Consider the following 24934-nt stretch of genomic DNA (forward strand, 5'->3'; position numbering starts at 1 on the left):
TTCTGAGCGCAATACGGATTACTGTTCAGGGTGAGGAAAACCTCACCCTTTTTACATCTGAGGTTTTATGTCTGTGGTAATCAGCGACGCCTGGCGCCAGCGTTTTGGCGGAACGGCACGTTTATATGGTGAAAAAGCCCTGCAGCTGTTTGCGGATGCGCACGTCTGCGTCGTGGGCATTGGCGGTGTGGGGTCGTGGGCGGCAGAAGCGCTGGCGAGAACCGGTATTGGCGGAATCACGCTGATTGATATGGATGACGTTTGCGTCACCAACACCAACCGTCAAATCCACGCCCTGCGGGATAGCATCGGGCTGGCGAAGTCTGAGGTCATGGCGGAGCGTATCCGTTTGATCAACCCGGAGTGCCGCGTGACGGTGATCGACGACTTTGTGACGGCAGATAACGTCGCGGAGTACATGAGCAAAGGCTATAGCTATGTGATTGACGCCATCGACAGCGTGCGGCCAAAAGCGGCGTTGATCGCGTACTGCCGACGCTACAAGGTGCCGCTGGTCACGACGGGCGGCGCGGGCGGGCAAATCGATCCGACGCAGATCCAGGTGGCCGATCTGGCGAAAACCATTCAGGATCCTCTTGCCGCCAAGCTGCGTGAACGCCTGAAGAGCGACTTTAACGTCGTGAAGAACAGCAAAGGCAAGCTGGGCGTCGACTGCGTGTTCTCGACCGAAGCGCTGGTCTACCCGCAGGCGGATGGTTCCGTGTGTGCGATGAAAAGCACGGCGGAAGGGCCAAAGAGAATGGATTGCGCCTCAGGCTTTGGTGCGGCCACGATGGTGACCGCTTCCTTTGGCTTTGTGGCGGTGTCTCACGCCCTAAAGAAGATGATGGCGAAGGCGGAACGTCAGGCCTGAGCCTGACGTGCGGCGTCCTGTACGGCTTCGCTGAGCGCGATCAGCCCCTGACCGCGCGAGGCGCTTAGCTGCGCGCGCAGCCCCAGCTCATCAAATAACGCCAGCGGCGAATGCGCCAGCAATTCCGCCGCGCTTTTCCCTTCCACAGCGGTCAACAATACGGCCAGCAGGCCCCGGACGATGCGGCCTTCGCTGTCGCCGAAGAAGTGCAGCTTCTCGCCGGAAACGCTCGCGCCCAGCCAGACGCGGTTTTCACAGCCTGCGATCTCTTTCGCCTGCGCCTTGAGATCGTCAGAGAGGGTTGGTAATTGCTTACCGAGAATAATCAGCTGGCGATATTTATCTTCCCACTGTGAAAGCGGGGCAAAGGTCTGTTTTAACGTCTCTTCAGTGATGACGGTGCCAAACGGATGTCCGGCTAAAGCAGCGCTAGTCATTAATCCACCAGTATTTCAAGCGCGCGGTCAACGGCGGCGACCAGCGCGTCAACATCGCTTTGTGTGTTATAGGGCGCGAACGAGGCGCGCAGCGTACCGCTCACGCCGAGCGCCGCCAGCAGCGGCTGCGCGCAGTGCTGCCCGGCGCGAAGGGCGATGCCGTATCCGGCCAGCAGCGTCACCATGTCGCTATGATGCACGCCTGCAAAATCAAAGGCGAGCAGGCTTGAGTCCTGAACGCGGAACGAGCGGAAACCCGGGCGCTTTTTCAGTTCTTCCTCTGCCAGCGTCGCCAGCCCCCGGCTCCAGCTTTCAGCCTGAACAATGTCGGTTTCAGCCAGCCACTCCAGCGCCGCGCTTAAGCCAATCACCCCCGCCACGTTCGGCGTACCGGCTTCCAGACGATAGGGAACATCCTGAGTTTTGAAGCCATCGAACGATACTTCGGTAATCATTTTGCCGCCACCGAGCCAGGGCGTCATTTTTGCCAGCAGTTCTGGCTTGCCGTACAGCGCTCCTATACCGGTTGGCCCATAAAGCTTATGTCCTGAGAAGGCATAGAAGTCTATATCCAGCGCCTGCACATCAGCGGGGAAGTGCACCACGCCCTGAGCGCCGTCGACCATCACCACCATCCCGCTGGCATGGGCAATGCGAATAGCCTGAGCGAGGTCCGGGCAACCACCCGTGACGTTCGACATCTGTCCGAGCGCCAGAATGCGGCTGCGGGGAGTAATCAGCTCGGGGAGACGGGCCACATCGGGCAGAAGGTCTGCACCTAGCGGGAGTTTCACCACGCGCGCACCCGTTTGCTCGGCCACCATCAGCCATGGCACCAGGTTGGCGTGATGTTCCGCTTCGCTGACTACAATCTCATCGCCCGGCTGAAGCAGCGGGCGCGCGTAGCACTGGGCCACCATATTGATGGCCTCGGTCGTGCCGCGCGTCCAGACGATGTTTTTCCCGCTTTCGGCGTTGATCAGGCGCGCGACCTGATCGCGTGCGGCTTCGTAGCGCGCGGTTAATCGCTGCGCTTCGGCAAACTGGCTGCGATGCACGTTCCCGGCGCTCAGGCTGTAGAACTGCTGCGTGGCTTCAATCACCGCCTGTGGCTTAAGGGCGGTGGCGGCGCTGTCCAGGTAAATACCGGCATCGGCCAGGGCCGGAAACTGTGCGCGAAACTGCGCAGGACTGAAAGCGTTCATGGGATTCCTCATTTCAATATAGCGATCGTCGCGCAATTTCAGCGGCAGGGCAAGGAGGTTGATATCTATCAGAATTGTCTGCTTATCCTTACGACCTCAAAAAAGCAGGTTATGCTAAATAGTGTTAGGCGGATGTTTTAGCCTGTTATAAATCGAGGTTTGAATAGCATTAATTGCTAAAGGAGAATAATCATGAATAAGACAGCTGCAATCATTTCTGCCTGTGCGTTTACTTTTGCCCTGAGCGCGTGTTCTGGTAACAACTACGTGATGCACACCAACGATGGTCGTTCTATCGTTTCGGAAGGGAAACCGACTACCGATAATGATACCGGGATGATTTCGTACAAAGATGCTAACGGGAACAAGCAGCAGATCAACCGCACGGACGTGAAAGAGATGAAAGAGATCGAGCACTAACAGATCGCAGGCGAAAAAAAAGCACCGCAAATTGGCGGTGCTACATTAATCACTATGGACAGACAGGGTAAATGTACAGGAAGTGAAAAATTGGTAGCGTTGCTACCGTGGTCTGAATCGCAGACCAATTGCAAACACAACAACACAACATCACAACCGTAAGCCAAAAGCCCTTCAGAACACGCATTCCGAAAAAAGCTCTTCGTTCCGGCTCAGGAAGTGCCGCCACTATAGGTATTTGCTGGTAGTTCCTCAACGGACAAATTATAATGGCTCAGATAAAAAAAACTAATAGGTTAAACGTTGTTTCCTGTTTGTTAAAATCCGTTAACATCTAAGCCAGATAACCATGTCAAAGCGATTGCCACCCCTTAATGCATTACGTGTTTTTGATGCAGCAGCCCGTCACCTGAGCTTTACCCGCGCAGCAGATGAGCTTTTTGTGACACAGGCCGCAGTAAGTCACCAAATCAAGTCTCTGGAGGATTTTCTGGGCCTTAAGCTGTTTCGTCGACGCAACCGTTCGTTGCTGTTGACCGAAGAGGGGCAGAGCTATTTTCAGGATATTAAAGAGATTTTTTCCCAGCTTACGGAAGCCACGCGTAAGCTGCAGGCTCGCAGTGCAAAAGGTGCCCTGACCGTTAGTTTATTGCCCAGTTTTGCCATTCATTGGCTGGTGCCAAGACTCTCAAGCTTTAACTCAGCTTATCCGGGGATCGACGTTCGAATCCAGGCGGTAGATCGCCAGGAGGACAAGCTGGCCGATGACGTGGATGTCGCTATTTTTTATGGTCGCGGTAACTGGCCGGGCTTGCGTGTTGAGAAATTATACGCAGAATATCTCCTGCCGGTCTGTTCTCCCCTGCTGTTAACAGGTGAAAAGGCGCTGAAGTCACCCGCTGATCTGGCTCAGCATACGCTTTTGCATGATGCCTCTCGCCGCGACTGGCAAACTTATACCCGTCAATTAGGTCTTACTCATATAAACGTGCAGCAGGGACCCATCTTTAGCCACAGTGCGATGGTGTTACAGGCTGCCATTCACGGGCAGGGCGTGGCGTTGGCGAACAACGTCATGGCGCAGTCCGAAATTGAGGCAGGCCGCCTGGTTTGCCCTTTTAATGATGTACTGGTCAGCAAGAATGCGTTTTATCTGGTTTGTCATGACAGTCAGGCAGAACTGGGTAAAATAGCCGCCTTCCGGCAGTGGATACTGGCGAAAGCGGCAACCGAGCAAGAAAAATTCCGCTTCAGGTATGAGCAATAACGTTTGTGTGCCGGGCACGCATCAATTCAGGACTTAAACATGACCAGCCGATTCATGCTGATTTTTGCCGCGGTGAGTGGCTTTATTTTTGTTGCACTGGGCGCCTTTGGCGCACATGTATTAAGCAAGTCTTTGGGCGCAGTAGAGATGGGCTGGATCCAGACCGGCCTTGAATATCAGGCGTTCCATACGCTGGCTATTTTTGGGCTGGCGGTGGCGATGCAGCGTCGTATCAGTATCTGGTTTTACTGGAGCAGCGTGTTTATGGCGCTGGGTACCGTGTTGTTCAGCGGTAGCCTGTACTGCCTTGCGCTCTCACATCTGCGCCTGTGGGCGTTCGTTACACCTGTCGGCGGCTTCAGCTTCCTGGCAGGTTGGGTATTAATGTTTATCGGAGCTATCCGTCTGAAACGCAAGGGCGTTGTTCATGAATAAGGTTGTTTTATATTGTCGCCCGGGGTTTGAGAAAGAGTGTGCCGCGGAAATTACCGATAAAGCGGCGAAGCGCGAAGTCTTCGGCTTTGCCCGCGTAAAAGAGAACGCGGGCTATGTGGTATTCGAGTGCTATCAGCCTGAAGACGCAGACAAGCTGGTACGCGAGCTGCCGTTCAGCTCGCTGATCTTTGCTCGCCAGATGTTTGTTGCGGGTGAGCTGCTGAAGGATCTTCCGCCTGAAGACCGCATCACGCCAATTGTCGGCATGCTGCAGGGCGTGGTGGAAAAGGGCGGCGATCTGCGCGTTGAAGTGGCGGATACCAACGAAAGTAAAGAGCTGATGAAGTTCTGCCGTAAGTTCACCGTGCCGCTGCGTGCGGCGCTGCGTGACGCGGGCGTGCTGACGAACTACGAAACGCCGAAGCGTCCGGTGGTGCATATCTTCTTTATCGCACCGGGCTGCTGCTATACGGGCTATTCGTACACCACCAACAACTCTCCCTTCTTTATGGGCATCCCGCGTCTGCGCTTCCCGGCCGATGCGCCAAGCCGTTCCACGCTCAAGCTGGAAGAGGCGTTCCACGTCTTTATCCCGGCGGATGAGTGGGACGAGCGTCTGGCAAACGGCATGTACGCCGTCGACCTTGGCGCGTGCCCGGGCGGCTGGACCTATCAGCTGGTGAAACGAAATATGTGGGTATCGTCCGTTGATAACGGCCCAATGGCGCAAAGCCTGATGGATACCGGGCAGGTCACCTGGCTGCGTGAAGACGGTTTCCGCTATCGCCCGAACCGTAACAACATCTCGTGGATGGTGTGCGATATGGTTGAGAAGCCGGCAAAAGTGGCCGCGCTGATGGCCTCCTGGCTGGTCAACGGCTGGTGTCGTGAGACAATATTCAACCTCAAGCTGCCGATGAAAAAGCGCTATGAGGAAGTGTCGCAGAATCTGGCCTATATTCAGGAGCAGATGGATGAACACGGTATTAACGTGGAGATCCAGGCGCGTCAGCTGTATCACGACCGCGAAGAGGTGACGGTGCATATTCGTCGCTGGTGGGCTGCGGTTGGCGGACGTCGCGACGAGCGATAGTGCGCTGATTGCCCCTCACCCCGGCCCTCTCCCCAAAGGGGCGAGGGGGAAAAGACCGCACCGAGCAGTTCCCTCTCCCCAAAGGGGCGAGGGGGAAAAGACCGCACCGAGCAGTTCCCTCTCCCCTATGGGGAGAGGGTTAGGGTGAGGGGATATTAACGTTCTAAACGCAACTGCTGTAAATTCCCGTCCAGCTGTAAATCCGTCTGTAGCGTTGCGATTTCCCGGCAGATAAACGCCATCTCTTTATGTGCCTCCAGCTTCTTGCGCCACTTCTCTGGCACCTCATCCAGACGGGCGTAAATCCCTTCCAGACTCTGAAAATCGGTCAGTAGCTGCGCGGCGCTCTTCGGTCCAATACCGGCGACACCCGGAACCTTAGAGCTGCTGATGCCTGCCAGTCCCCAGTAATCCGGTAGTTGCTCAGGCGAGACGCCGAACTCGCTGGCAATAAACGGCGCGTCCAGCCAGCGTTTTTGAAAATAGTCGCGAATGCGGATAGTCGGGGAGAGCAGCTGGCAGTAGCCTTTGTCAGTTGAAACGATAGTGGCCTGATGCCCGGCACTCGCCACCTTCACGGCCAGGGTGGCCGCGAGATCGTCGGCTTCATTTCCCTGTGCGCCCCAGCAGGGGACGCCCCGCTGTTCAAATGCAGCGCGCAGCATGGGTAATTCAGCGTGAAGATCGTCCGGCATCGGTGCGCGTCCGGCTTTGTAGTCCGGCAGACGCTGGTGTCGCCAGCCCGTGTTGCGGGCTTCGTCATCAAATACCGCGACCGCGTGGGTGGGCTCACTGTGGCGGATAAGCTGTTCCAGCGCATGCAGGCAGGTGTCTTTACAAGGCGTCCCCTGTACCGCATGGATACGGCGAATCAGGTTAAGAGCATCGACGATAAGTAAATGAACGGCCACAGATAATCTCCCTTCTATCTAATGCAAGAAGGGTAACACTGTCAGCAGCGTGAAACTATGAATGGTGGGGAAAACAGGAAGAAGCCTCGCAAAACGAGGCTTCCCGAGAGGCTTAATCGCAGGTCACGATCTTCATCGCCAGGCCGCCGCGAGAGGTTTCGCGGTATTTGGCGTTCATATCTTTACCCGTTTCGTACATGGTTTCGATAACCTTATCGAGACAGACGCGCGGCTCGCTGGTGCGGCGCAGCGCCATACGTGCCGCGTTTACCGCCTTCACGGAGGCAATCGCGTTACGTTCTATGCACGGCACCTGAACCTGTCCGGCCACCGGGTCACAGGTCAGCCCCAGGTTGTGTTCCATGCCGATTTCCGCAGCAATGCACACCTGCGCCGGGCTTGCGCCCAACAGCTCCGCCAGACCCGCCGCCGCCATGGAGCATGCCACGCCGACTTCACCCTGACAGCCCACTTCCGCACCGGAAATGGACGCGTTCATCTTATACAGGGAACCAATCGCACTTGCGACCAGCAGGTAGCGCGCCAGTGAGTTCGCGTTCACTTCACGGATAAACTTGTCGTAGTACGCCAGCACCGCCGGAACGATACCGCAGGCGCCGTTAGTCGGTGCGGTGACCACGCGGCCCCCTGCGGCGTTCTCTTCGTTTACCGCCAGGGCGAACATGTTGATCCAGTCTACGACGGCCATCGGGTCCGTTGTCGTTTTATCGGTGCTCACCAGCATGCGGCGCAGCGCAGCAGCACGACGCGGCACGCGAAGCTTGCCCGGCAGAACGCCTTCGGTGGTGATCCCGCGCTCAATACCGCCGCGCATCACTTCCCAGACGTTAGTGAAGTGCTGTTCGAGCTCTTCTTTACTGTGGAGTGCCAGCTCGTTTTTCATCATCAGGCCGGAGAGGGAAAGGCCCGTCTCCTGGCAGTGACGCTGAAGGTCCGCCGCCGTTTTGTACGGATACGGTACCTCAACAGAAGAAGTATTGGTTTGACCAAAGTGGTCTTCGTCGACGATAAAACCGCCGCCGATAGAGTAATACGTCTGGCTATATACCGCTTTGTCGCCGGCCAGCGCGGTAATGCGCATGCCGTTTTCGTGCAGCGACAGGTTGTCCGCATGGAAATTCATGCAGTGGTCAACCGGGAATTCCACTTCGTGTTCGCCGTTTGCCAGCAGCAGGCGACCGTGGGTATTAACGTCCTGGATGAAGCCAGGGATCGCATCAATATCAACGGTATCCGGCAGGTTTCCCGCCAGGCCCATGATAATGGCGATATCGGTATGGTGGCCTTTCCCGGTAAGGGAAAGCGAGCCGTATACATCGACAACCACGCGGGTAATGTCATGCAAGATGCCGCGTGCAATCAAGTCATCCGTGAACTGCTTACCGGCTTTCATTGGTCCGACGGTGTGAGAGCTGGAAGGACCAATACCGATTTTGAAGATATCGAATACGCTAATCATGATGCGTCCATTGCTTTCAGTCAGAGAGGGAGGAGTGCGCCGTCCGAAGACGGCGCGGGTGATAATCAGAACATGGTGTACAGGGAGTAGAAGATCGCAGAGATTGCGATAAGACCCATGATAACCACAAAGACGTTGCTCACATGTCCGCTGTACTTACGCATAGCAGGGACTTTCTGAATCGCGTACATCGGCATCAGGAACAGAATCATCGCGATGACCGGGCCGCCCAGGGTTTCAATCATGCCCAGGATGCTTGGGTTCAGCGTTGCTACCGCCCAGGTGGTGAGCAGCATGAACAGTGCAGTGATTTTGTTCAGCTTGTTGATTTCAATGCTCTTGCCTTTACCGCGCAGAGATTTAATCACCATACCGTTGAAGCCTTCACGTGCGCCGAGGTAGTGGCCCAGGAAGGATTTGGTGATGGCGATAATCGCGATGATAGGTGCCATCCACGCAATGACCGGTGCGTTAAAGTGGTTCGCCAGGTAAGACAGAATAGAGATGTTCTGCTCTTTCGCTGCCGCCAGGTCCGCCGGGGAGAGGCTCAGTACGCAGCTGAAGACGAAGAACATAACGGTCAATACCATCATGATGTGAGCGCGTGCCAGGATGCTGGAGCACTTCTTCTCTGCGCCATTACCGTACTCTTCACGTTTCGCAACAGCGAAAGAAGAGATGATTGGGGAGTGGTTGAAAGAGAACACCATCACCGGAATCGCCAGCCAGAGGGTCATCAGCAGGCCGTTACCGGTTGCCGATGCGCTGCTCAGGGACAGGGTTTCCAGCGCTGCACCGTTCCACTGTGGGATCAGATAGCAAGCCAGTACCATCAGAGCAATCACGAACGGGAAGACCAGTACGCTCATCGCTTTCACAATCATCTGCTCACCGAAGCGCACGATGGTCATCATGCCCACAATCAGGATCAGAGACAGAATCGCACGCGGTGGCGGCGTCATGTGCAGCTGGTGCGTCATGAAGCTTTCAACGGTGTTGGTGATCGCCACGCTGTAGACCAGCAGAATAGGGTAAATCGCGAAGAAGTAGAGCAGGGTAATCAGCTTACCTGCGCCAACGCCGAAATGCTCTTCAACCACTTCAGTGATGTCTTCGCCCGGGTTTTTACCGGACAGCACGAAGCGGGTCAGACCGCGGTGTGCAAAGAAGGTCATCGGAAAAGCAATGATAGCCATGATGATCAGCGGGATCAGACCGCCGACGCCTGCGTTGATAGGAAGGAACAGTACACCAGCGCCGATTGCTGTGCCGTAAAGGCCAAGCATCCACATGGTATCCGTTTTGCGCCAACCACTTCGGGATTCAATCGAAGCAACGGTGCTGGTTTGAGTGGTTTCCATCTGTATCTCCTGGAGGAAGCGAATTGTCAGGTTTTTAGTCAAATCCGATGAAAAAGTGCCTGACGGTAATATGAAATTCGTTCAGTGACGGTTTTTTAATAATTTTTGCCCGTAACTATTGGCGGGCGGAAAGATACATTCTAGTAATGAATCTATCAGTGATCGTGATCCCAAATGCAATAATCCACTTATGATGTGGGCATCTTTAGACCATTTATCTGTTAAAAAAACATCAAAGAGAATTTACGGGCGCGAAGGCTACCACCAACGACATGTGAGCTGAAAGACTGAGCCGTGATATAGGTGTCTTTAGCTGTAAAGAAATGGGTTTTTAGTATTTTCTGGCGGGTAATTTGGATTAAGGCTGATAACTCACGGTTGTAAAAAAGAGGTAATCGTTTGCGTTTGTGATGATTTTGTAAAAGATATAAGTGATGCCTATGAATTACATCGGGAATAAAAAAGCCGGGACGCGCGACAGGGCGACCCGGCTTTAATGAGATACCGCTAAGCGTTATGTGCAGATTTCGTAGCAAGGAATATAGGCAGAGCCCGGCAGCTTCATGCGGTGCTGGGCGACAAAGCCCTGCAGCATGTCGTCCATACGGCGCATCATCTCCGGGTCTCCGTGGATCTTGTACGGACCGTACTGCTCAATGGCGCGGATGCCCACCTCTTTGACGTTGCCCGCCACAATCCCGGAGAAGGCACGACGTAGATCGGCGGCCAGGACCTCCACCGGCTGGTCCGGGTAGAGTTTCAGGTTCGCCATGTTCTCGTGTGAAGGCTCGAACGGGATCTGCAGGTCCGGCGCAATGCGGATTGACCAGTTAAAGCTGTACGCATCACCGGTATCGCGACGGTTCTCTTTCACCAATGGCATCGCTTTCTTCATCTGGCGCGCCACTTCTGCGGCATCGTCAATGATGATGCGATAGTGACGACGTGCGGCTTCACCCAGCGTGTGCACGATAAATTCGTCCAGCACGCGGAAGTAGTCGGCGCTCTCTTTTGGCCCGGTCAGGATCAGCGGCAGAACCTGATCTTTGTTGGCCGGATTCATCAGAATACCCAGCAGGTAGAGCAGCTCTTCCGCTGTCCCCACGCCGCCCGGGAAGATGATAATGCCGTGGGCGATACGGACAAACGCCTCAAGACGTTTCTCGATATCCGGCATGATAATCAGCTCGTTGACCAGCGGGTTAGGTGGCTCAGCCGCGATGATTGACGGTTCGGTCATGCCGATAAACCGCCCCTCTTTATAACGCTGCTGCGCATGCCCAACCGCCGCACCTTTCATAGGCGCTTCCATCGCACCCGGACCACAGCCGGTACAGATATTCAGCTCGCGCAGGCCGAGCTGGGTGCCCACCCGACGCGCATAAAGGTATTCGGTTTCGTTAATGGAGTGACCGCCCCAGCAGACGACCATGTTCGGTGCTTCACCCACGTGCAGGGCACGGGCGTTACGCAAAATGGAGAACACGAGGTTGGTGATATGGACCGAGCTTTCCAGGTCGAGATGCTGGAAACGGCCTGCGTTGTGGATCTGCCCGTTAACAAACAGGATGTCACGCAGCACGGCAAACAGGTTAGCCTGAAGTGAACGAATGATGCGTCCGTCGACAAACGCCTCTTCCGGCGGGTTGATGACTTCAAGCTTCACGCCACGCTCGCGGCGCAGCACGTTGATATCAAAGCTTTCGAAGCGGGACAGCAGTTCTTTACTGTTATCTGTCAGGCTTCCGGAGTTCAGAACGGCAAGTGAACAGTTACGAAACAGTTGATAAAGATCGCTGCTGGCCGTGCGTTTAAGCATGTCCACTTCCAGCTGCGACAACATATCCATTGAGCCAAGCGGGCTAATATGTGTAATCAAGTGAGCTCCTTACGGGACGATTATCGTCTTTCCCTGTTGATTACAATAGCCCTGGCGCGTGACGTTTCACAACCTAAAGCGCGGAAGATACCGCGCATATTGTGAAAATATTTATATTACTGACGCACCAGCCGTCCGGTCGCCGGCACAAAATCAGTGTTGGTGCGCCATGGGTTGATGTCCAGACCGCCGCGGCGGGTGTAGCGCGCGTAAACGCTCAATTTTTCTGGCTGGCAGAAACGTTGAATATCGCTAAAGATGCGCTCCACGCACTGCTCGTGGAATTCATTGTGATGGCGGAACGACACCAGGTAGCGCAGCAGCTTTTCTCGGTCAATTTTCGGGCCGCGGTACTGGATCTGCACCGAGCCCCAGTCCGGCTGGTGGGTGATCAGGCAGTTGGATTTCAGCAGATGGCTGACCAGCGTCTCTTCGACCACCTTTCCGCTCGCCGCGTCTTCGAGGTAATCGGCGCTGAATTCATAATTCGCCACCTCAATATCCTGATCGTCGATGCAGGTCCCGTTGAAGTGGGCAACAGGCTGCCCTTCCAGCTCGTGCAGGCGATAAAGTGAGACGCTCACCTTTCCCTGCGCGCAAGCGCTTAAATCACGTTCCAGAGTGTGCTGAACGTCGTCCCAGCTGTTGAATTTGGTCTGGTTAAAGCTGTTGAGATAGAGCTTAAAGCTTTTGGACTCGACGAGATTAACGCTGGCGTAATCCAGCTCAACGTGGCCCACCGCCACCTGCGGCAGACCGCGCGCGTTTAGCCACGAGAGTTCATACAGCGTCCAGATATCGCCGCCGACAAACGGCAACGCGTCCGCATGCAGGCCCAGAGGATCGCGGTTCAGGCTGCGCGGCACGCCCTGCAGCAGGCTCGCATCGTAGGTATCGCGGTAATCGGTCGATTTACCCAGCGTTAAGCCGGTTAACGCCTGATGATTTTCGTAAGACATGTTTCATAGCCACTTTACAGGTACACTTATGGGCTGAGTTTATCCTGTCTTACAAGAAGAGAGAAATCGGTGGACATCGAAACTGCAAATGCCCTCACTACCTTCACGACCCGCTATTGCGACGCATGGCATGAAAAGCAGGGATCGTGGCCGCAAAGTGCTGATTTATATGGCGTACCCTCGCCGTGCATTATCTCTTCGCTCGACGATTACGTTATCTGGCAGCCGAAGCCCAATACCGGCGAGCAAAATGTAAATGCGGTTGAACGGGCAATGGACATTGTGGTACAACCAGCGGTTCATGCGTTTTATACCACGCAGTTCGCAGGGGATATGCCCGCGCGCTTTGCTGATATCACGCTGACGCTGTTGCAGACCTGGAGCGAAGACGATCTGCAGCGTGTTCAGGAAAACCTGATTGGTCATCTGGTCACGCAAAAGCGCCTGAAGCTTTCTCCGACGCTCTTTATTGCCACGCTGGACAGCGAACTTGACGTTATCTCCGTCTGTAACCTGTCAGGTGAAGTGGTTAAAGAGACTATCGGCACCCGCAATCGCGAGACTCTCGCTCCCTCTCTTGCGGATTTCCTCACCCGACTTGAGCCCCTTCTGTAATCCATGCTGCTACAGCGCGTGTGAGAGATCTCTTACAAGGTTTGTGAGAGATCGCTGGAACATTCAGTATTACCTCATTAAATTCAGATTAATATCACTCTATTTTTCAATGAATTAGTTGTTCGTCCTATTATTTTTAGGGAGTCCCGGCGTCTTACAAGGCTGGCTGAGTGGGTTGTAAGACGAAGCGGAATAGCGGATTCTATCTCCGTCGACAGGAAGCCGACACGAGAAACGAACATCAGGATGATGGCGTTTCTCACTCAGGACTCGTCAGGATGGCGCTGCAGGAAGGCTTCAGGATGAAGCGAAGTGGATGACGCAGGATGCGTAAGGGACACCTCCAGGAAGGAGAATGAGAGCCGGTCAGGATGGTCGGTGGGTCAGGAAGGCCAGGACGTTTCAGGATGAAACAAACACGTCAGGAAGATGTGTGAAGGATGCAAAAGGTAGACGGATGACCAGGCCTTCGGGCTTCAGGAAAAGTTGTCACGGATGAGCAGGGAGCACGAATTGTAGCTGGAATGCTGCGGAACGAACCGGGAGCACTGTTTTTACAGTGCTCCCTTTTTTTATTTCTGCCTTTCGCAATGCTATGCTGCGCGCCGTTCACTTTTTCAGTTGAGGTTACTATGACGCAACACGATAGCGTTCGTGCTCAGTTGCACGCCATCGAAGCCCTTTTGCGCCAACATCAGCTGTGGCAGGAGACCGCGCCGCAGCCAGAAGCGTTCGCCAGCACCCAGCCCTTTTGCCTGGATACGCTGGCTCCTTTCGAGTGGCTGCAGTGGGTGTTAATTCCGCGCATGCACGCCCTGCTTGAGGGGGGGCACCCCTTGCCGCAGGCGTTTGCTGTCTCTCCCTATTATGAAATGGCGCTCGAGGCGACGCACCCTGCGCGCGACGTCATGCTGGTCGAACTGGAAAAACTGGATGCCCTATTTGCCGGTGAAGATGCATGACGCTTGAGATCCTCTATCAGGACGAGTGGCTGGTGGCGGTGAATAAACCGTCAGGCTGGCTGGTGCACCGCAGCTGGCTGGATCGCGATGAGAAGGTGGTGGTGATGCAGACCGTTCGCGACCAGATTGGTCAGCATGTTTTTACCGCCCATCGCCTCGACCGGCCGACCTCCGGCGTGCTGCTGATGGGGCTTTCCAGCGAAGCTGGCCGTCTGCTGGCGCAGCAGTTTGAACAGCACCAGATCCAGAAGCGCTATCACGCGATCGTGCGTGGCTGGCTGACCGAGTCCGCCACCCTGGACTACCCGCTGGTGGAGGAGCTGGACAAAATCGCCGATAAATTTGCCCGGGATGACAAAGGCCCGCAGCCCGCCGTGACGGATTATCGCGGCATGGCGACGACGGAAATGCCGGTGGCCACCAGCAAATTTCCGACCACACGCTACAGCCTGGTTGAGCTTCTGCCCAAAACCGGGCGTAAGCACCAGCTGCGACGCCACCTTGCGCATCTGCGTCACCCGATTATTGGCGACAGCAAACACGGTGATTTACGCCAGAACCGCAGCGCGGCTGAACATTTTGGCTGCCATCGTCTGATGCTACACGCAAGCGAGCTCAGCCTGACGCACCCGTTTACCGGCGAGCCGCTGACTATCCGCGCGGGACTGGACGAGGTCTGGATGCAGGCGCTGTCACAGTTTGGCTGGCTGGGACAACTCCCCGAAAATGAAAGGGTTGAGTTTGTACCGGGCAACGTTCAGGATGAAGAGTAAGCGCATTCAATATGGGAAAATAGCATGGCTGAAGTAGGCATTTTTGTCGGCACAATGTACGGCAACTCGCTGCTGGTCGCGGAAGAGGCGGAAGCGATTCTGGCAGGCCTGGGCCATAAAGCCACGGTCTATGAAGATCCGGAGCTGGCGGACTGGGAAAAGTATAAAGATAAATACATTCTGGTGGTGACCTCCACCACCGGGCAGGGCGATCTGCCGGACAGCATCGTGCCGCTGTTCCAGGGCATTAAAGACCAGCTTGGCTATCAGCCAGATGTTCACTACGGCATCATCGCCCTCGGCGACAGCTCTTACGTCAACTTCTGCGACGGCGGAAAGCAGTTCGATGCGCTCCTGCAGGAGCAGAGCGCCCAGCGCGTTGGCGAGATGCTGCTGATTGATGCGGGTGAGCACCCGGAGCCAGAAAGCCAATCAAACCCGTGGGTCGAACACTGGGCAACGCTGCTTAAATAACCCTGCGCGATACCAATGGTAGGCCGGGTCAGGCGTAGCCGCCACCCGGCATTACACCCCCACCAAACGCCATTTCCGTGAACTACCTTCCACTCCTCTGGGCTTATGCCCTAAACAACCTCCCTCACACCCTTTAATACTGTGTTTTTGCACGGTGAGTAGCAGCGCCACTCCTTCATATACTTTTCCGGTCACTATAAAACGGCGTCAGGCCGTACCAAAACGACAAAACCAATCTCATTCTGCTTACCCTACCGGTGCTGTACAGAATGAACCAGGCGAAAGCTATGTTTCAGGAGTGCAACAATGAGTACATTAAGCCACGCAGCGAGCAGCGCTGAAAAGCGCACCAATGCCCGCTACTGGATAGTGGTGATGCTGTTTATCGTCACGTCCTTTAACTATGGTGACCGCGCCACGCTGTCGATTGCCGGTTCGGAAATGGCAAAAGATATCGGCCTTGATCCGGTGGGCATGGGTTACGTTTTCTCCGCATTCTCATGGGCCTACGTCATCGGGCAAATCCCTGGCGGCTGGCTGCTGGACCGCTTTGGCTCTAAACGGGTCTATTTCTGGTCCATCTTCATCTGGTCTGCCTTTACCCTGCTGCAGGGCTTCGTCGATATCTTCAGCGGCTTCGGCATTATCGTGGCGCTCTTCACGCTGCGCTTCCTGGTAGGGCTAGCGGAAGCGCCTTCCTTCCCGGGTAACAGCCGCATTGTGGCGGCCTGGTTCCCGGCGCAGGAGAGGGGAACGGCGGTGGCAATTTTTAACTCCGCACAGTACTTCGCGACGGTGATCTTTGCGCCCATTATGGGCTGGCTGACCCATGAGGTGGGCTGGTCACACGTGTTCTTCTTTATGGGCGGACTCGGGATCGTCATCAGCTTCGTCTGGCTGAAAGTGATCCACGAACCCAACCAGCATCCAGGCGTGAATAAAAAAGAGCTGGAGTACATCGCGGAAGGCGGCGCGCTGATCAACATGGATCAGAAATCCTCGACGGCGAAAGTCCCGTTCAGCCAGAAATGGGCGCAGATCAGGCAGCTCGTTGGCTCACGCATGATGATAGGGATCTATCTGGGCCAGTACTGTATCAACGCCTTAACCTACTTTTTCATCACCTGGTTCCCGGTATACCTGGTGCAGGCACGCGGCATGTCGATTCTGAAAGCGGGATTTGTCGCCTCGGTCCCGGCCATCTGCGGCTTCGTGGGGGGCGTGCTCGGCGGGGTGATCTCCGACTGGCTGATGCGCCGCACGGGCTCGCTGAACATCGCGCGTAAAACGCCTATCGTGCTCGGCATGCTGCTCTCCATGACCATGGTGTTCTGTAACTACGTCAATGCCGAGTGGATGATTATCGGCTTTATGGCGATGGCCTTCTTCGGCAAAGGCATTGGCGCGCTGGGCTGGGCGGTGATGGCGGATACGGCCCCGAAAGAGATCAGCGGCCTGAGCGGCGGTCTGTTCAACATGTTCGGCAACATCTCCGGGATTGTTACGCCCATCGCTATCGGCTACATCGTCGGCACCACCGGATCGTTTAACGGTGCGCTAATCTACGTGGGTGTGCATGCGCTGGTGGCGGTACTGAGTTACCTGGTGCTGGTGGGGGATATCAAACGCGTCGAACTTAAACCTGTTGCGGAGCGTGGATGATGACAACCCAATCGAGCCCAACCGTCACTGAAATGAAGGTCATCCCGGTGGCCGGACAGGACAGCATGCTGCTCAATATTGGCGGTGCGCATAATGCCTGGTTTACCCGTAATATCGTTGTGCTGAAAGACAGCGCAGGGAATACCGGCGTGGGCGAGGCCCCTGGTGGAGAGGTGATTTACCAGACGCTGGTCGATGCCATTCCGCAGGTCGTGGGGCAGGAGATTGCCCGCCTGAACAAGGTGGTTCAGCGGGTGCATAAAGGCAACCAGTCGGCAGACTTTGATACGTTCGGAAAAGGTGCCTGGACGTTTGAACTGCGCGTCAACGCGGTCGCCGCTCTGGAAGCGGCGCTGCTTGATTTACTGGGGAAGGCGCTCAATGTCCCGGTCTGCGAACTGCTGGGGCCCGGCAAACAGCGCGATGCGGTCACCGTGCTGGGCTATCTGTTTTACGTTGGCGATCGCAATAAAACCGATCTCCCCTATCTGGCCCGAACCGCGGGCAACCACGACTGGTATCAGTTGCGCCACCAGGATGCGCTCTCCAGCGACGCGGTAGTGCGGCTGGCCGAGGCGGCGCAGGATCGCTACGGCTTTAAGGATTTCAAGCTGAAGGGCGGCGTGCTGCCCGGCGAGCAGGAGATTGAAACGGCCCGGGCGCTGAAAAAACGCTTCCCGGATGCACGGATCACCGTCGATCCCAACGGCGCATGGCTGCTGGATGAAGCGATTAGCCTGTGCAAAGGGCTGGGGGATGTCCTGACCTATGCGGAAGACCCCTGCGGCGCGGAGCAGGGCTTCTCGGGCCGCGAAGTCATGGCCGAGTTCCGTCGCGCCACCGGGCTCCCTGTCGCGACCAATATGATCGCCACCAACTGGCGCGAAATGGGTCACGCAGTGATGCTGAACGCGGTCGACATACCGCTGGCGGACCCGCACTTCTGGACGCTCTCCGGCGCAGTGCGCGTGGCCCAGCTGTGCGATGACTGGGGGCTCACCTGGGGCTGTCACTCGAACAATCACTTTGATATTTCGCTGGCGATGTTTACCCACGTTGGCGCCGCAGCGCCGGGTAACCCAACCGCCATCGACACCCACTGGATTTGGCAGGAAGGGGAAGCCCGCCTGACGAAAAATCCGCTGGAAATCATCAATGGCAAAATTGCCGTACAGGATGAGCCGGGCCTGGGCGTGGAGCTGGACTGGGATAGGATCCATAAAGCCCATGAGGCGTATAAAAAGCTGCCGGGCGGCGCGCGTAACGATGCGGGCCCGATGCAGTACCTTATCCCCGGCTGGACATTTGACCGTAAGCGCCCTGTTTTTGGACGTCACTGATAAAAGGATTACACGATGAGTACATTTACGACCCCTGTCGTTACTTCCATGCAAATCATTCCGGTTGCGGGCCATGACAGCATGCTGATGAACCTGAGCGGAGCGCATGCGCCATTCTTTACCCGCAACATTGTCATTATCAAAGACAATTCCGGCCATACCGGCGTGGGCGAGATTCCGGGCGGGGAGAAGATCCGCAAAACCCTGGAAGATGCCATTCCGCTGGTGGTGGGTAAAACGCTGGGCGAGTACAAAAATGTCCTCAACACCGTGCGCAATACCTTTGCCGATCGCGATGCCGGGGGCCGGGGTCTGCAGACCTTCGATCTGCGCACCACTATCCACGTGGTGACCGGAATTGAAGCCGCGATGCTGGATCTGCTGGGCCAGCATCTGGGCGTTAACGTTGCGTCGCTGCTGGGCGAGGGGCAGCAGCGCAGCGAAGTGGAAATGCTGGGCTATCTGTTCTTTGTCGGTGACCGCAAGCTGACGCCACTGCCGTATCAGAGCCAGCCCGAAGAACACTGCGACTGGTACCGACTCCGCCACGACGAGGCAATGACCCCTGATGCGGTGGTGCGCCTGGCGGAAGCCGCTTACGAGAAATATGGTTTCAACGATTTTAAACTGAAGGGCGGCGTGCTGGCCGGGGAAGAAGAGGCGGAAGCCATCACCGCGCTGGCAAAACGTTTCCCGCAGGCGCGCGTGACGCTGGATCCGAACGGAGCATGGTCGCTTGATGAAGCGATCGAAATTGGTAAACAGCTGAAAGGCGTGCTGGCGTATGCGGAAGATCCCTGTGGGGCTGAGCAAGGCTTCTCGGGCCGTGAAGTCATGGCGGAATTCCGCCGCGCAACGGGGCTGCCGACCGCGACCAATATGATTGCTACAGACTGGCGTCAGATGGGGCATACATTATCCCTCCAGTCAGTCGATATTCCGCTGGCGGACCCGCACTTCTGGACGATGCAGGGTTCGGTGCGCGTGGCGCAGATGTGCCATGAGTTTGGCCTGACCTGGGGTTCGCACTCCAACAACCACTTCGATATCTCTCTGGCGATGTTCACGCACGTCGCCGCCGCCGCGCCGGGGACAATCACCGCTATCGACACCCACTGGATCTGGCAGGAAGGTAATCAGCGTCTGACTAAGCAGCCGTTTGAGATCAAAGGTGGCATGGTGCAGGTGCCTTCCACACCGGGGCTGGGGGTTGAGCTGGATATGGACCAGGTCATGAAGGCTCATGAGCTGTATCAAAAACACGGTCTGGGCGCGCGGGACGACGCGATGGCGATGCAGTACCTGATCCCCGACTGGACATTCGACAATAAACGCCCGTGCATGGTACGATAAACGCATTGGGACCGCTCCCATGAGCGGTCTTTTACGTGGTGTATGCTTAACGTAACGACTATGCGTAAGGATGGCTTATGAAAATTGTTATCGCACCGGACTCGTATAAGGAAAGTTTGAGTGCGCTTGAGGTTGCGACAGCGATAGAGCGTGGTTTTCGCGAGATCTTTCCCGAGGCGGTTTACGTCAAACTGCCGGTCGCGGACGGTGGCGAAGGGACGGTTGAGGCGATGATCGCGGCAACGCAGGGACGCATTGTGCATGTTCCGGTGACGGGCCCGCTGGGTGAACGCGTAGAAGGATTTTATGGCTTATCCGGTGACGAGCAGAGCGCCTTTATTGAAATGGCGGCGGCAAGCGGCTTGGAGCTGGTTGCGCCTTCGCAGCGTAATCCGCTGAAAACCACCTCCTGGGGCACGGGCGAACTGATTCGTCACGCGCTGGATGCGGGCGTTAAGCATATCATCATTGGCATTGGCGGCAGCGCCACCAATGACGGCGGCGCAGGGATGGTGCAGGCGCTGGGCGCTAAATTGCTCGATGCGAGTGAACAGCCTCTTGGGCAGGGCGGTGGCGAGCTGGGAAAACTCGCGCGTATCGACCTGAGCGGGCTGGACAGACGTCTGGCGGAGTGCCGGATAGAAGTCGCCTGCGATGTGACCAATCCGCTCACCGGGAAGGACGGTGCGTCAGCCGTATTTGGCCCGCAAAAGGGCGCCACCGCAGAAATGATCGTCACCCTGGACAACGCGCTTGCGCACTATGCGAGCGTCATTGCCCGGGATCTGGATATCGACGTGCTAAACCTTGCTGGCGGCGGCGCGGCGGGTGGCATGGGGGCCGCGCTGTACGCCTTTTGCGGCGCGCAGCTGCGCCAGGGCATTGAGATCGTGACCGATGCGCTTCACCTGGCCGACCAGGTGGCCGATGCGGATCTGGTGATCACGGGGGAAGGCCGCATTGACAGCCAGACGATCCACGGCAAAGTCCCGGTGGGGGTGGCGAAAGTGGCGAAACGCTTTAACAAACCCGTCATCGGCATTGCGGGCAGCCTGACGGCGGACGTTGGCGTGGTACACGATCACGGCATTGATGCCGTGTTTAGCGTGATCTACACCATCTGCTCGCTGGAAGACGCGCTGGAAAATGCTGGCGAAAATGTCAGGATGGCCGCCAGGAATATCGCGGCGGTGCTGAAAGTGGGGCAGGGGATGTAATTCTCTCTCCCTGTGAGAGAGGGGCGGGGTGAGGGCATCAGGCCGCACCCGCAATCGTAGGCCCGGTAAGGCGAAACCGCCACCGGGCTTTTACCTCAGCTCCCCAACACCTTCATCGCTTCCCGCGTCACGTTATCCATTTCATCCAGCAGTTCCAGGAACTCCGGTTCAAGCTCCGATTCCGGCGTGCCCGCACGCAGCTGCTGCTCCAGCAGCTGGCAGAGGTTTTTCAGCCGCGGTACGCCGCTGTACCCGCAGCTGCCGTGCAGCTTGTGGATCGCATCCAGCAAATCTTCCGGGTTTTCACCCACCAGCTGCTCTTCCACCTTATTGCGAATTTCCGGCAGAAACGCGACCAGCATTTGCAGCATGTCGCGGGCGAGATCGGGTTTACCAGCCGCCTGGCGCAGGGCAAGCTGCCAGTCAAAGGTCGCGTTCTGGTTGACGCTGATTTCTACCGGCTCGCTGGAAACCGTGTACGTTCCGCCAATATGACCCGGCTTGTAGCGCAACAGCAGGCTATGAAGTTTCTCTTCATCGATGGGCTTTGCCAGATAGTCGTTCATCCCGGCGCTCAGCAGCTTCTCTTTCTGACCGGCCATCGCGTGCGCGGTGACCGCAATGACCGGCGTTTGCTGCTGATGCGGCAGCTGGTGGATCAGCTCGCAGGCCCGGATACCGTCCATATCCGGCATCTGAATATCCATCAGGATTAAATCGAACTGCATCTGCTTAGCCTGTTCAACCGCCTGCACGCCGCTGGTGCACAGCTCAACATGCTGAACCTGGTCTTCCAGCAATGCGCCAATGAGCTTCAGGTTGGCCTGATTATCATCCACCGCCATCACGCTCATCGGCAATTTTTGCTCATCGTTAATCAGCGGAAGGGCATGCTGGCTAAGACGACAATACTCCGTGAGCGCGGGCAGAAGGCGGGTCGCGGTAAGCGGTTTTAGCAGACAGGCGGCGGCCCCGTCATTTTTCAACTCCTCCGCATTAATCTGCGCGTGGCAGGGCAGCGCCAGCAGCAGGTAGTCGGTCATCGACGCGGCTTTTGCCAGCCGCTCCTGCTGCATGGTCAGTTCGCCGGTGAAGGTCACCGGGATCCCCATCAGCAGAATGTCGTAATGCTCAACGGCAAGCGCTGAGAAGGTTGGGCTGTAGACCACCTCCAGCGGCGTGGTGCTTAAGATGTCGAGCGCACACTGCGCCGCCGCAGCGTTAGGTTCGACGTAGGCCAGACGCTTGCCCTTCAGACAGTCCGTCACCGGGCCATCGGTCAGCACGTTCGGATTGAGATCCAGATTAATGTGGAACCAGAAGGTTGAACCGCGGTTTGGCTGGCTGTGGAAAGAGATATCGCCGCCCATCTCGTTCACCAGGCGTTGCGTGATCACCAGCCCCAGGCCGGTGCCGCCATGACGGCGGGAGATACTGGCGTCTGCCTGACGGAACGCCTGGAACAGACGCGACTGGTCCCGCTCCGGAATACCGATGCCGGTATCGCGGATCTGGACTTCAATCTGCACCTTATTGCTGCTGATCGAGCGTTTCTCTACCAGGACGTCGATATTACCGCTTTCGGTGAATTTAATGGCATTCCCGACAAGGTTAGTAATGACCTGCTGCAGGCGCAGCGGATCGCCAATGACGTTATCCGGCACGTCGTTTTTAATATTAAGCGTCAGCTCAAGGCCTTTGTCGTGCGACGAGTGCGCGAGCAGCGTCACCACCTCATCCAGCGTGCTGCGCAGCGGGAAGGGGATACTCTCAAGGATCAGCTTGCCCGCTTCCAGCTTGGAGAAGTCCAGCACGTCGTTGATGATCGCCAGCAGGTTGTTGGCCGAGCGTTCAATGGTGTGCAGGTGATCGCGCTGAGTAGGATTCAGCTCGCTTTTCAGAGTCAGTCGGGTAAAGCCGATCACGCCATTGAGCGGCGTGCGCAGCTCGTGCGACATATTGGCAAGGAATTCCGATTTAATACGCGCCGCTTCCTGAGCGCGCTTTTTCGCCAGATCCAGCTCAACGTTCTGGATCTCCATCTGCTCCAGCGTTTCGCGCAGGTCGGACGTCGCCTGGTCAACGTTGTGCTGCATCTCTTCGTGATACGCCGCCAGCGACATCGCCATCGAGTTGATGCCGTTTTTCAGCATATCCAGCTCGCCCAGCATAAACCCTTCCACACGGCTGTCGAGCTGTCCCCGGCGGATGCGGTCAACCGTGTTAACCATGTTGCGGATGGGGCCCGTCACGTCGCGCATCAGGCGCCAGCCGAAGATCAGCGCAATGCCAATGCAGAACAGCATCATCACGCCTGAGATGAAGATCTCTTTGTACTGCTGTAGCCGGACCGACTTGAGATCCAGCTCCAGCGCTACATATCCCAGCATATTATTGCTGGATTTGGCGTCGGATTGCGCAGACTCATCGGGGGAATAGCTTTCCGACACGATCGGCGTGCGCAGGATCATGATATCGCCGCGCCGCAGTACGGTGAGGTGGCGCGGGAACGGCGTACCGTCCGGGATTTTCAGGGCTGCGGGATCGAGATGAAAGTTCGAGGTGACGAACAGGCGGTTGTGTTCGTCGTAAACGGAAATGGCGCGTACGATGTCCGAGTGGCGGCGGTGGAGTACGCTGATTAACTGCCCAATGGATTCGCGGTTTTGCAGGTTCATGCCGTACTCGCTGGAGACGGCAAGCGGTTCGATTATGCTGGCGCCTGCATCCTCCAGCTGTCGCTGCAAATCGTTATAGCGGTGCACCACAAAGAAGATACTCAGCAGCAAACCGATGAGAACGGTGGGGGCGAGGATCAAAATCATCATGCGCGCGCGCAGGCTGTAGTTGGTCATGGCGTTCCGTTATGGGACAATTAAGATAATTATGTTTATGTGAGAAAAATCTCGGCAATGGCGCAATTCTACTCTGCAAAGCGACGCGTGACGACGCGTCAAATCATCACTGTTGAAGCCACGGATCTCGATCCGTTTGGTCAGGGAGTGGCACGCCACAATGGTAAGGCTCTGTTTATAACAGGTTTACTGCCAGCAGAACGAGCAGAAATTACGCTGACGGAAGATAAACGCCAGTTTGCGCGCGGGCAGGTTAAGCGTCGCCTCAACGATAGCCCGGAGCGTGTGGCGCCCCGCTGTCCCCATTTTGGCGTGTGCGGCGGCTGCCAGCAACAGCATGCGAGCACAGAATTACAGCAAAAAAGCAAAAGCCGCGCGCTGGCGCGTCTGCTCAAACATGACGTTAACGAAATTGTCGCCGATGCGCCCTGGGGCTATCGTCGTCGCGCGCGCCTGAGCCTCAGCTATCAGCCAAAAACGGAGCGGCTAGAGATGGGGTTTCGCAAGGCCGGCTCCAGCGACATCGTGGACGTGAAGCAGTGCCCCATTTTGGTGCCCCATCTTGAGGCATTGCTTCCGGAAGTGCGCATCTGCCTCTCCGGGCTGGACGGCGTTCGCCACCTCGGGCACGTCGAACTGGTCATGGCAAACAATGGCCCGCTGATGGTGCTGCGCCATACCGCGCCGTTGTCGAAAAAAGATCGCGAAAAACTGGAACGCTTTTCGCATTCCCACGACCTGGCGCTTTTCCTTGCACCACAAAGCGAGATACTTGAACAGGTTACCGGTGAAGCGCCCTGGTATGCCTCAAACGGGCTACGCTTAACGTTCAGCCCGCGGGATTTCATTCAGGTGAATGATGGCGTTAACCAGCAGATGGTGGCGAAAGCGCTGGCGTGGCTGGATGTTCAGAAAAGCGACCGGGTGCTCGATCTGTTCTGCGGAATGGGCAACTTCACGCTGCCGCTGGCGCGAGAAGCGGCCAGCGTCGTCGGCGTGGAAGGCGTTGAGGCGCTGGTGGCGAAAGGGCAGGAGAACGCGCGGCAGAACGGCTTGCAAAATGTGACCTTCTTTCATCAAAATCTTGAGGAAGATGTCACCCAACAGCCGTGGGCAAAGCAGGGCTTTGATAAAATTTTGCTCGACCCGGCACGCGCCGGTGCGCCGGGCGTGATGGCACATATTATTAAACTCGCGCCGAAGCGTGTGGTCTATGTTTCCTGTAATCCGGCAACGCTTGCCCGGGACAGCGAGGCATTACTCAGCGCGGGTTACCAAATTCAGCGTCTGGCAATGCTGGACATGTTCCCGCACACTGGGCATCTGGAATCGATGGTGTTGTTCGAGCACATCTAATTTGTT

Annotated in this window: 22 protein-coding genes; 14 read left to right on the top strand and 8 right to left on the bottom strand. The window is 56.4% G+C overall.

Annotation, left to right across the window (positions count from 1 at the left end):
* Positions 1-67 precede the first annotated feature (67 nt).
* Entirely contained in the window at positions 68-874 is an 807-nt protein-coding gene (gene tcdA, locus RVY89_RS01155; protein WP_484826656.1) for a tRNA cyclic N6-threonylcarbamoyladenosine(37) synthase TcdA, read from the top strand.
* Here the strand turns inward: tcdA and csdE are convergent.
* Both csdE and csdA read right to left on the bottom strand, forming a co-directional pair.
* On the bottom strand, positions 865-1311 hold the full coding sequence (gene csdE / locus RVY89_RS01160) for a cysteine desulfurase sulfur acceptor subunit CsdE (protein ID WP_484826657.1): 447 nt from the start codon (positions 1309-1311) through the stop codon (positions 865-867). The two genes, tcdA and csdE, sit on opposite strands and share 10 nt — an antisense overlap.
* Complete coding sequence (csdA, locus tag RVY89_RS01165; RefSeq protein WP_484826658.1) at positions 1311-2516, bottom strand: cysteine desulfurase CsdA; 1206 nt, start codon at positions 2514-2516, stop codon at positions 1311-1313. The genes csdE and csdA overlap by 1 nt, the downstream gene beginning before the upstream one ends.
* 192 nt (positions 2517-2708) lie before the next feature.
* On the opposite strand from csdA, the gene RVY89_RS01170 reads away from it, so the two are divergent.
* The 4 genes from RVY89_RS01170 (at position 2709) to rlmM (ending at position 5731) form a co-directional block, all read left to right on the top strand.
* Positions 2709-2936, top strand: coding sequence for a YgdI/YgdR family lipoprotein (locus RVY89_RS01170; RefSeq protein WP_008499648.1), 228 nt, complete (start codon positions 2709-2711; stop codon positions 2934-2936).
* Between the two features lie 349 nt (positions 2937-3285).
* Positions 3286-4203 carry a glycine cleavage system transcriptional regulator GcvA gene (gene gcvA, locus RVY89_RS01175; protein ID WP_023309032.1) on the top strand — a complete coding sequence of 306 codons (918 nt, stop codon included), beginning with the start codon at positions 3286-3288 and terminating at the stop codon, positions 4201-4203.
* A 39-nt stretch (positions 4204-4242) separates the two neighbouring features.
* On the top strand, positions 4243-4638 hold the full coding sequence (locus RVY89_RS01180; protein ID WP_023309031.1) for a DUF423 domain-containing protein: 396 nt from the start codon (positions 4243-4245) through the stop codon (positions 4636-4638).
* A complete protein-coding gene (gene rlmM / locus RVY89_RS01185) occupies positions 4631-5731 on the top strand; it encodes a 23S rRNA (cytidine(2498)-2'-O)-methyltransferase RlmM (protein ID WP_484826659.1) in 1101 nt (366 codons plus the stop codon). Before RVY89_RS01180 ends, rlmM begins: the two co-directional genes overlap by 8 nt.
* Positions 5732-5886: 155 nt before the next feature.
* On the opposite strand, the gene xni is transcribed toward rlmM, so the two are convergent.
* The 5 genes from xni to queF form a co-directional block, all read right to left on the bottom strand.
* Positions 5887-6642 (bottom strand): flap endonuclease Xni, encoded by a 756-nt coding sequence (xni, locus tag RVY89_RS01190; protein ID WP_021241892.1) that lies wholly within the window; start codon positions 6640-6642, stop codon positions 5887-5889.
* A 112-nt stretch (positions 6643-6754) separates the two neighbouring features.
* A complete protein-coding gene (gene sdaB / locus RVY89_RS01195) occupies positions 6755-8122 on the bottom strand; it encodes an L-serine ammonia-lyase II (protein ID WP_249576924.1) in 1368 nt (455 codons plus the stop codon).
* Positions 8123-8187: 65 nt separating this feature from the next.
* Complete coding sequence (locus RVY89_RS01200) at positions 8188-9483, bottom strand: HAAAP family serine/threonine permease (protein WP_484826660.1); 1296 nt, start codon at positions 9481-9483, stop codon at positions 8188-8190.
* Positions 9484-9997: 514 nt separating this feature from the next.
* On the bottom strand, positions 9998-11362 hold the full coding sequence (gene ppnN / locus RVY89_RS01205) for a nucleotide 5'-monophosphate nucleosidase PpnN (RefSeq protein WP_008499641.1): 1365 nt from the start codon (positions 11360-11362) through the stop codon (positions 9998-10000).
* Positions 11363-11478: 116 nt separating this feature from the next.
* A complete protein-coding gene (gene queF, locus RVY89_RS01210) occupies positions 11479-12321 on the bottom strand; it encodes an NADPH-dependent 7-cyano-7-deazaguanine reductase QueF (protein ID WP_484826661.1) in 843 nt (280 codons plus the stop codon).
* A gap of 69 nt (positions 12322-12390) precedes the next feature.
* Here queF and syd point away from each other — a divergent pair, with 69 nt between their 5' ends.
* The 8 genes from syd (at position 12391) to RVY89_RS01250 (ending at position 20717) form a co-directional block, all read left to right on the top strand.
* Entirely contained in the window at positions 12391-12936 is a 546-nt protein-coding gene (gene syd, locus RVY89_RS01215) for a SecY-interacting protein (RefSeq protein WP_484826662.1), read from the top strand.
* 632 nt (positions 12937-13568) lie between these two features.
* Positions 13569-13898 carry a YqcC family protein gene (locus RVY89_RS01220; protein WP_023309024.1) on the top strand — a complete coding sequence of 110 codons (330 nt, stop codon included), beginning with the start codon at positions 13569-13571 and terminating at the stop codon, positions 13896-13898.
* Positions 13895-14671 carry a tRNA pseudouridine(65) synthase TruC gene (gene truC / locus RVY89_RS01225; RefSeq protein WP_484826663.1) on the top strand — a complete coding sequence of 259 codons (777 nt, stop codon included), beginning with the start codon at positions 13895-13897 and terminating at the stop codon, positions 14669-14671. Before RVY89_RS01220 ends, truC begins: the two co-directional genes overlap by 4 nt.
* A 24-nt stretch (positions 14672-14695) precedes the next feature.
* Entirely contained in the window at positions 14696-15145 is a 450-nt protein-coding gene (locus RVY89_RS01230; RefSeq protein WP_484826664.1) for a flavodoxin, read from the top strand.
* Positions 15146-15451: 306 nt separating this feature from the next.
* Positions 15452-16807, top strand: coding sequence for an MFS transporter (locus RVY89_RS01235; RefSeq protein ID WP_371897907.1), 1356 nt, complete (start codon positions 15452-15454; stop codon positions 16805-16807).
* Positions 16807-18147: an enolase C-terminal domain-like protein gene (locus RVY89_RS01240; protein ID WP_484827888.1), complete on the top strand. Its 1341-nt coding sequence runs from the start codon at positions 16807-16809 to the stop codon at positions 18145-18147. Before RVY89_RS01235 ends, RVY89_RS01240 begins: the two co-directional genes overlap by 1 nt.
* A 15-nt stretch (positions 18148-18162) precedes the next feature.
* Positions 18163-19500 (top strand): glucarate dehydratase, encoded by a 1338-nt coding sequence (gene gudD / locus RVY89_RS01245; RefSeq protein WP_484826665.1) that lies wholly within the window; start codon positions 18163-18165, stop codon positions 19498-19500.
* Positions 19501-19577: 77 nt separating this feature from the next.
* On the top strand, positions 19578-20717 hold the full coding sequence (locus RVY89_RS01250; protein ID WP_484826666.1) for a glycerate kinase: 1140 nt from the start codon (positions 19578-19580) through the stop codon (positions 20715-20717).
* Positions 20718-20812: 95 nt separating this feature from the next.
* Here the strand turns inward: RVY89_RS01250 and barA are convergent, their stop codons facing one another.
* Positions 20813-23572 (bottom strand): two-component sensor histidine kinase BarA, encoded by a 2760-nt coding sequence (gene barA, locus RVY89_RS01255; RefSeq protein ID WP_484826667.1) that lies wholly within the window; start codon positions 23570-23572, stop codon positions 20813-20815.
* Between the two features lie 57 nt (positions 23573-23629).
* On the opposite strand from barA, the gene rlmD reads away from it, so the two are divergent.
* Positions 23630-24928 (top strand): 23S rRNA (uracil(1939)-C(5))-methyltransferase RlmD, encoded by a 1299-nt coding sequence (gene rlmD / locus RVY89_RS01260; protein ID WP_484826668.1) that lies wholly within the window; start codon positions 23630-23632, stop codon positions 24926-24928.
* The last annotated feature ends 6 nt before the right edge of the window (positions 24929-24934 follow it).

This window comes from Enterobacter sp. 3U4 (assembly GCF_057224565.1).

Coding starts and splice junctions, on each gene's coding strand:
- tcdA (WP_484826656.1), top strand. CDS start 68: ATGTCTGTGGTAATCAGCGACGCCTGGCGCCAGCGTTTTGGCGGAACG.
- csdE (WP_484826657.1), bottom strand. CDS start 1,311: ATGACTAGCGCTGCTTTAGCCGGACATCCGTTTGGCACCGTCATCACT.
- csdA (WP_484826658.1), bottom strand. CDS start 2,516: ATGAACGCTTTCAGTCCTGCGCAGTTTCGCGCACAGTTTCCGGCCCTG.
- RVY89_RS01170 (WP_008499648.1), top strand. CDS start 2,709: ATGAATAAGACAGCTGCAATCATTTCTGCCTGTGCGTTTACTTTTGCC.
- gcvA (WP_023309032.1), top strand. CDS start 3,286: ATGTCAAAGCGATTGCCACCCCTTAATGCATTACGTGTTTTTGATGCA.
- RVY89_RS01180 (WP_023309031.1), top strand. CDS start 4,243: ATGACCAGCCGATTCATGCTGATTTTTGCCGCGGTGAGTGGCTTTATT.
- rlmM (WP_484826659.1), top strand. CDS start 4,631: ATGAATAAGGTTGTTTTATATTGTCGCCCGGGGTTTGAGAAAGAGTGT.
- sdaB (WP_249576924.1), bottom strand. CDS start 8,122: ATGATTAGCGTATTCGATATCTTCAAAATCGGTATTGGTCCTTCCAGC.
- RVY89_RS01200 (WP_484826660.1), bottom strand. CDS start 9,483: ATGGAAACCACTCAAACCAGCACCGTTGCTTCGATTGAATCCCGAAGT.
- queF (WP_484826661.1), bottom strand. CDS start 12,321: ATGTCTTACGAAAATCATCAGGCGTTAACCGGCTTAACGCTGGGTAAA.
- RVY89_RS01220 (WP_023309024.1), top strand. CDS start 13,569: ATGACGCAACACGATAGCGTTCGTGCTCAGTTGCACGCCATCGAAGCC.
- truC (WP_484826663.1), top strand. CDS start 13,895: ATGACGCTTGAGATCCTCTATCAGGACGAGTGGCTGGTGGCGGTGAAT.
- RVY89_RS01230 (WP_484826664.1), top strand. CDS start 14,696: ATGGCTGAAGTAGGCATTTTTGTCGGCACAATGTACGGCAACTCGCTG.
- RVY89_RS01235 (WP_371897907.1), top strand. CDS start 15,452: ATGAGTACATTAAGCCACGCAGCGAGCAGCGCTGAAAAGCGCACCAAT.
- RVY89_RS01240 (WP_484827888.1), top strand. CDS start 16,807: ATGACAACCCAATCGAGCCCAACCGTCACTGAAATGAAGGTCATCCCG.
- gudD (WP_484826665.1), top strand. CDS start 18,163: ATGAGTACATTTACGACCCCTGTCGTTACTTCCATGCAAATCATTCCG.
- RVY89_RS01250 (WP_484826666.1), top strand. CDS start 19,578: ATGAAAATTGTTATCGCACCGGACTCGTATAAGGAAAGTTTGAGTGCG.
- barA (WP_484826667.1), bottom strand. CDS start 23,572: ATGACCAACTACAGCCTGCGCGCGCGCATGATGATTTTGATCCTCGCC.
- rlmD (WP_484826668.1), top strand. CDS start 23,630: ATGGCGCAATTCTACTCTGCAAAGCGACGCGTGACGACGCGTCAAATC.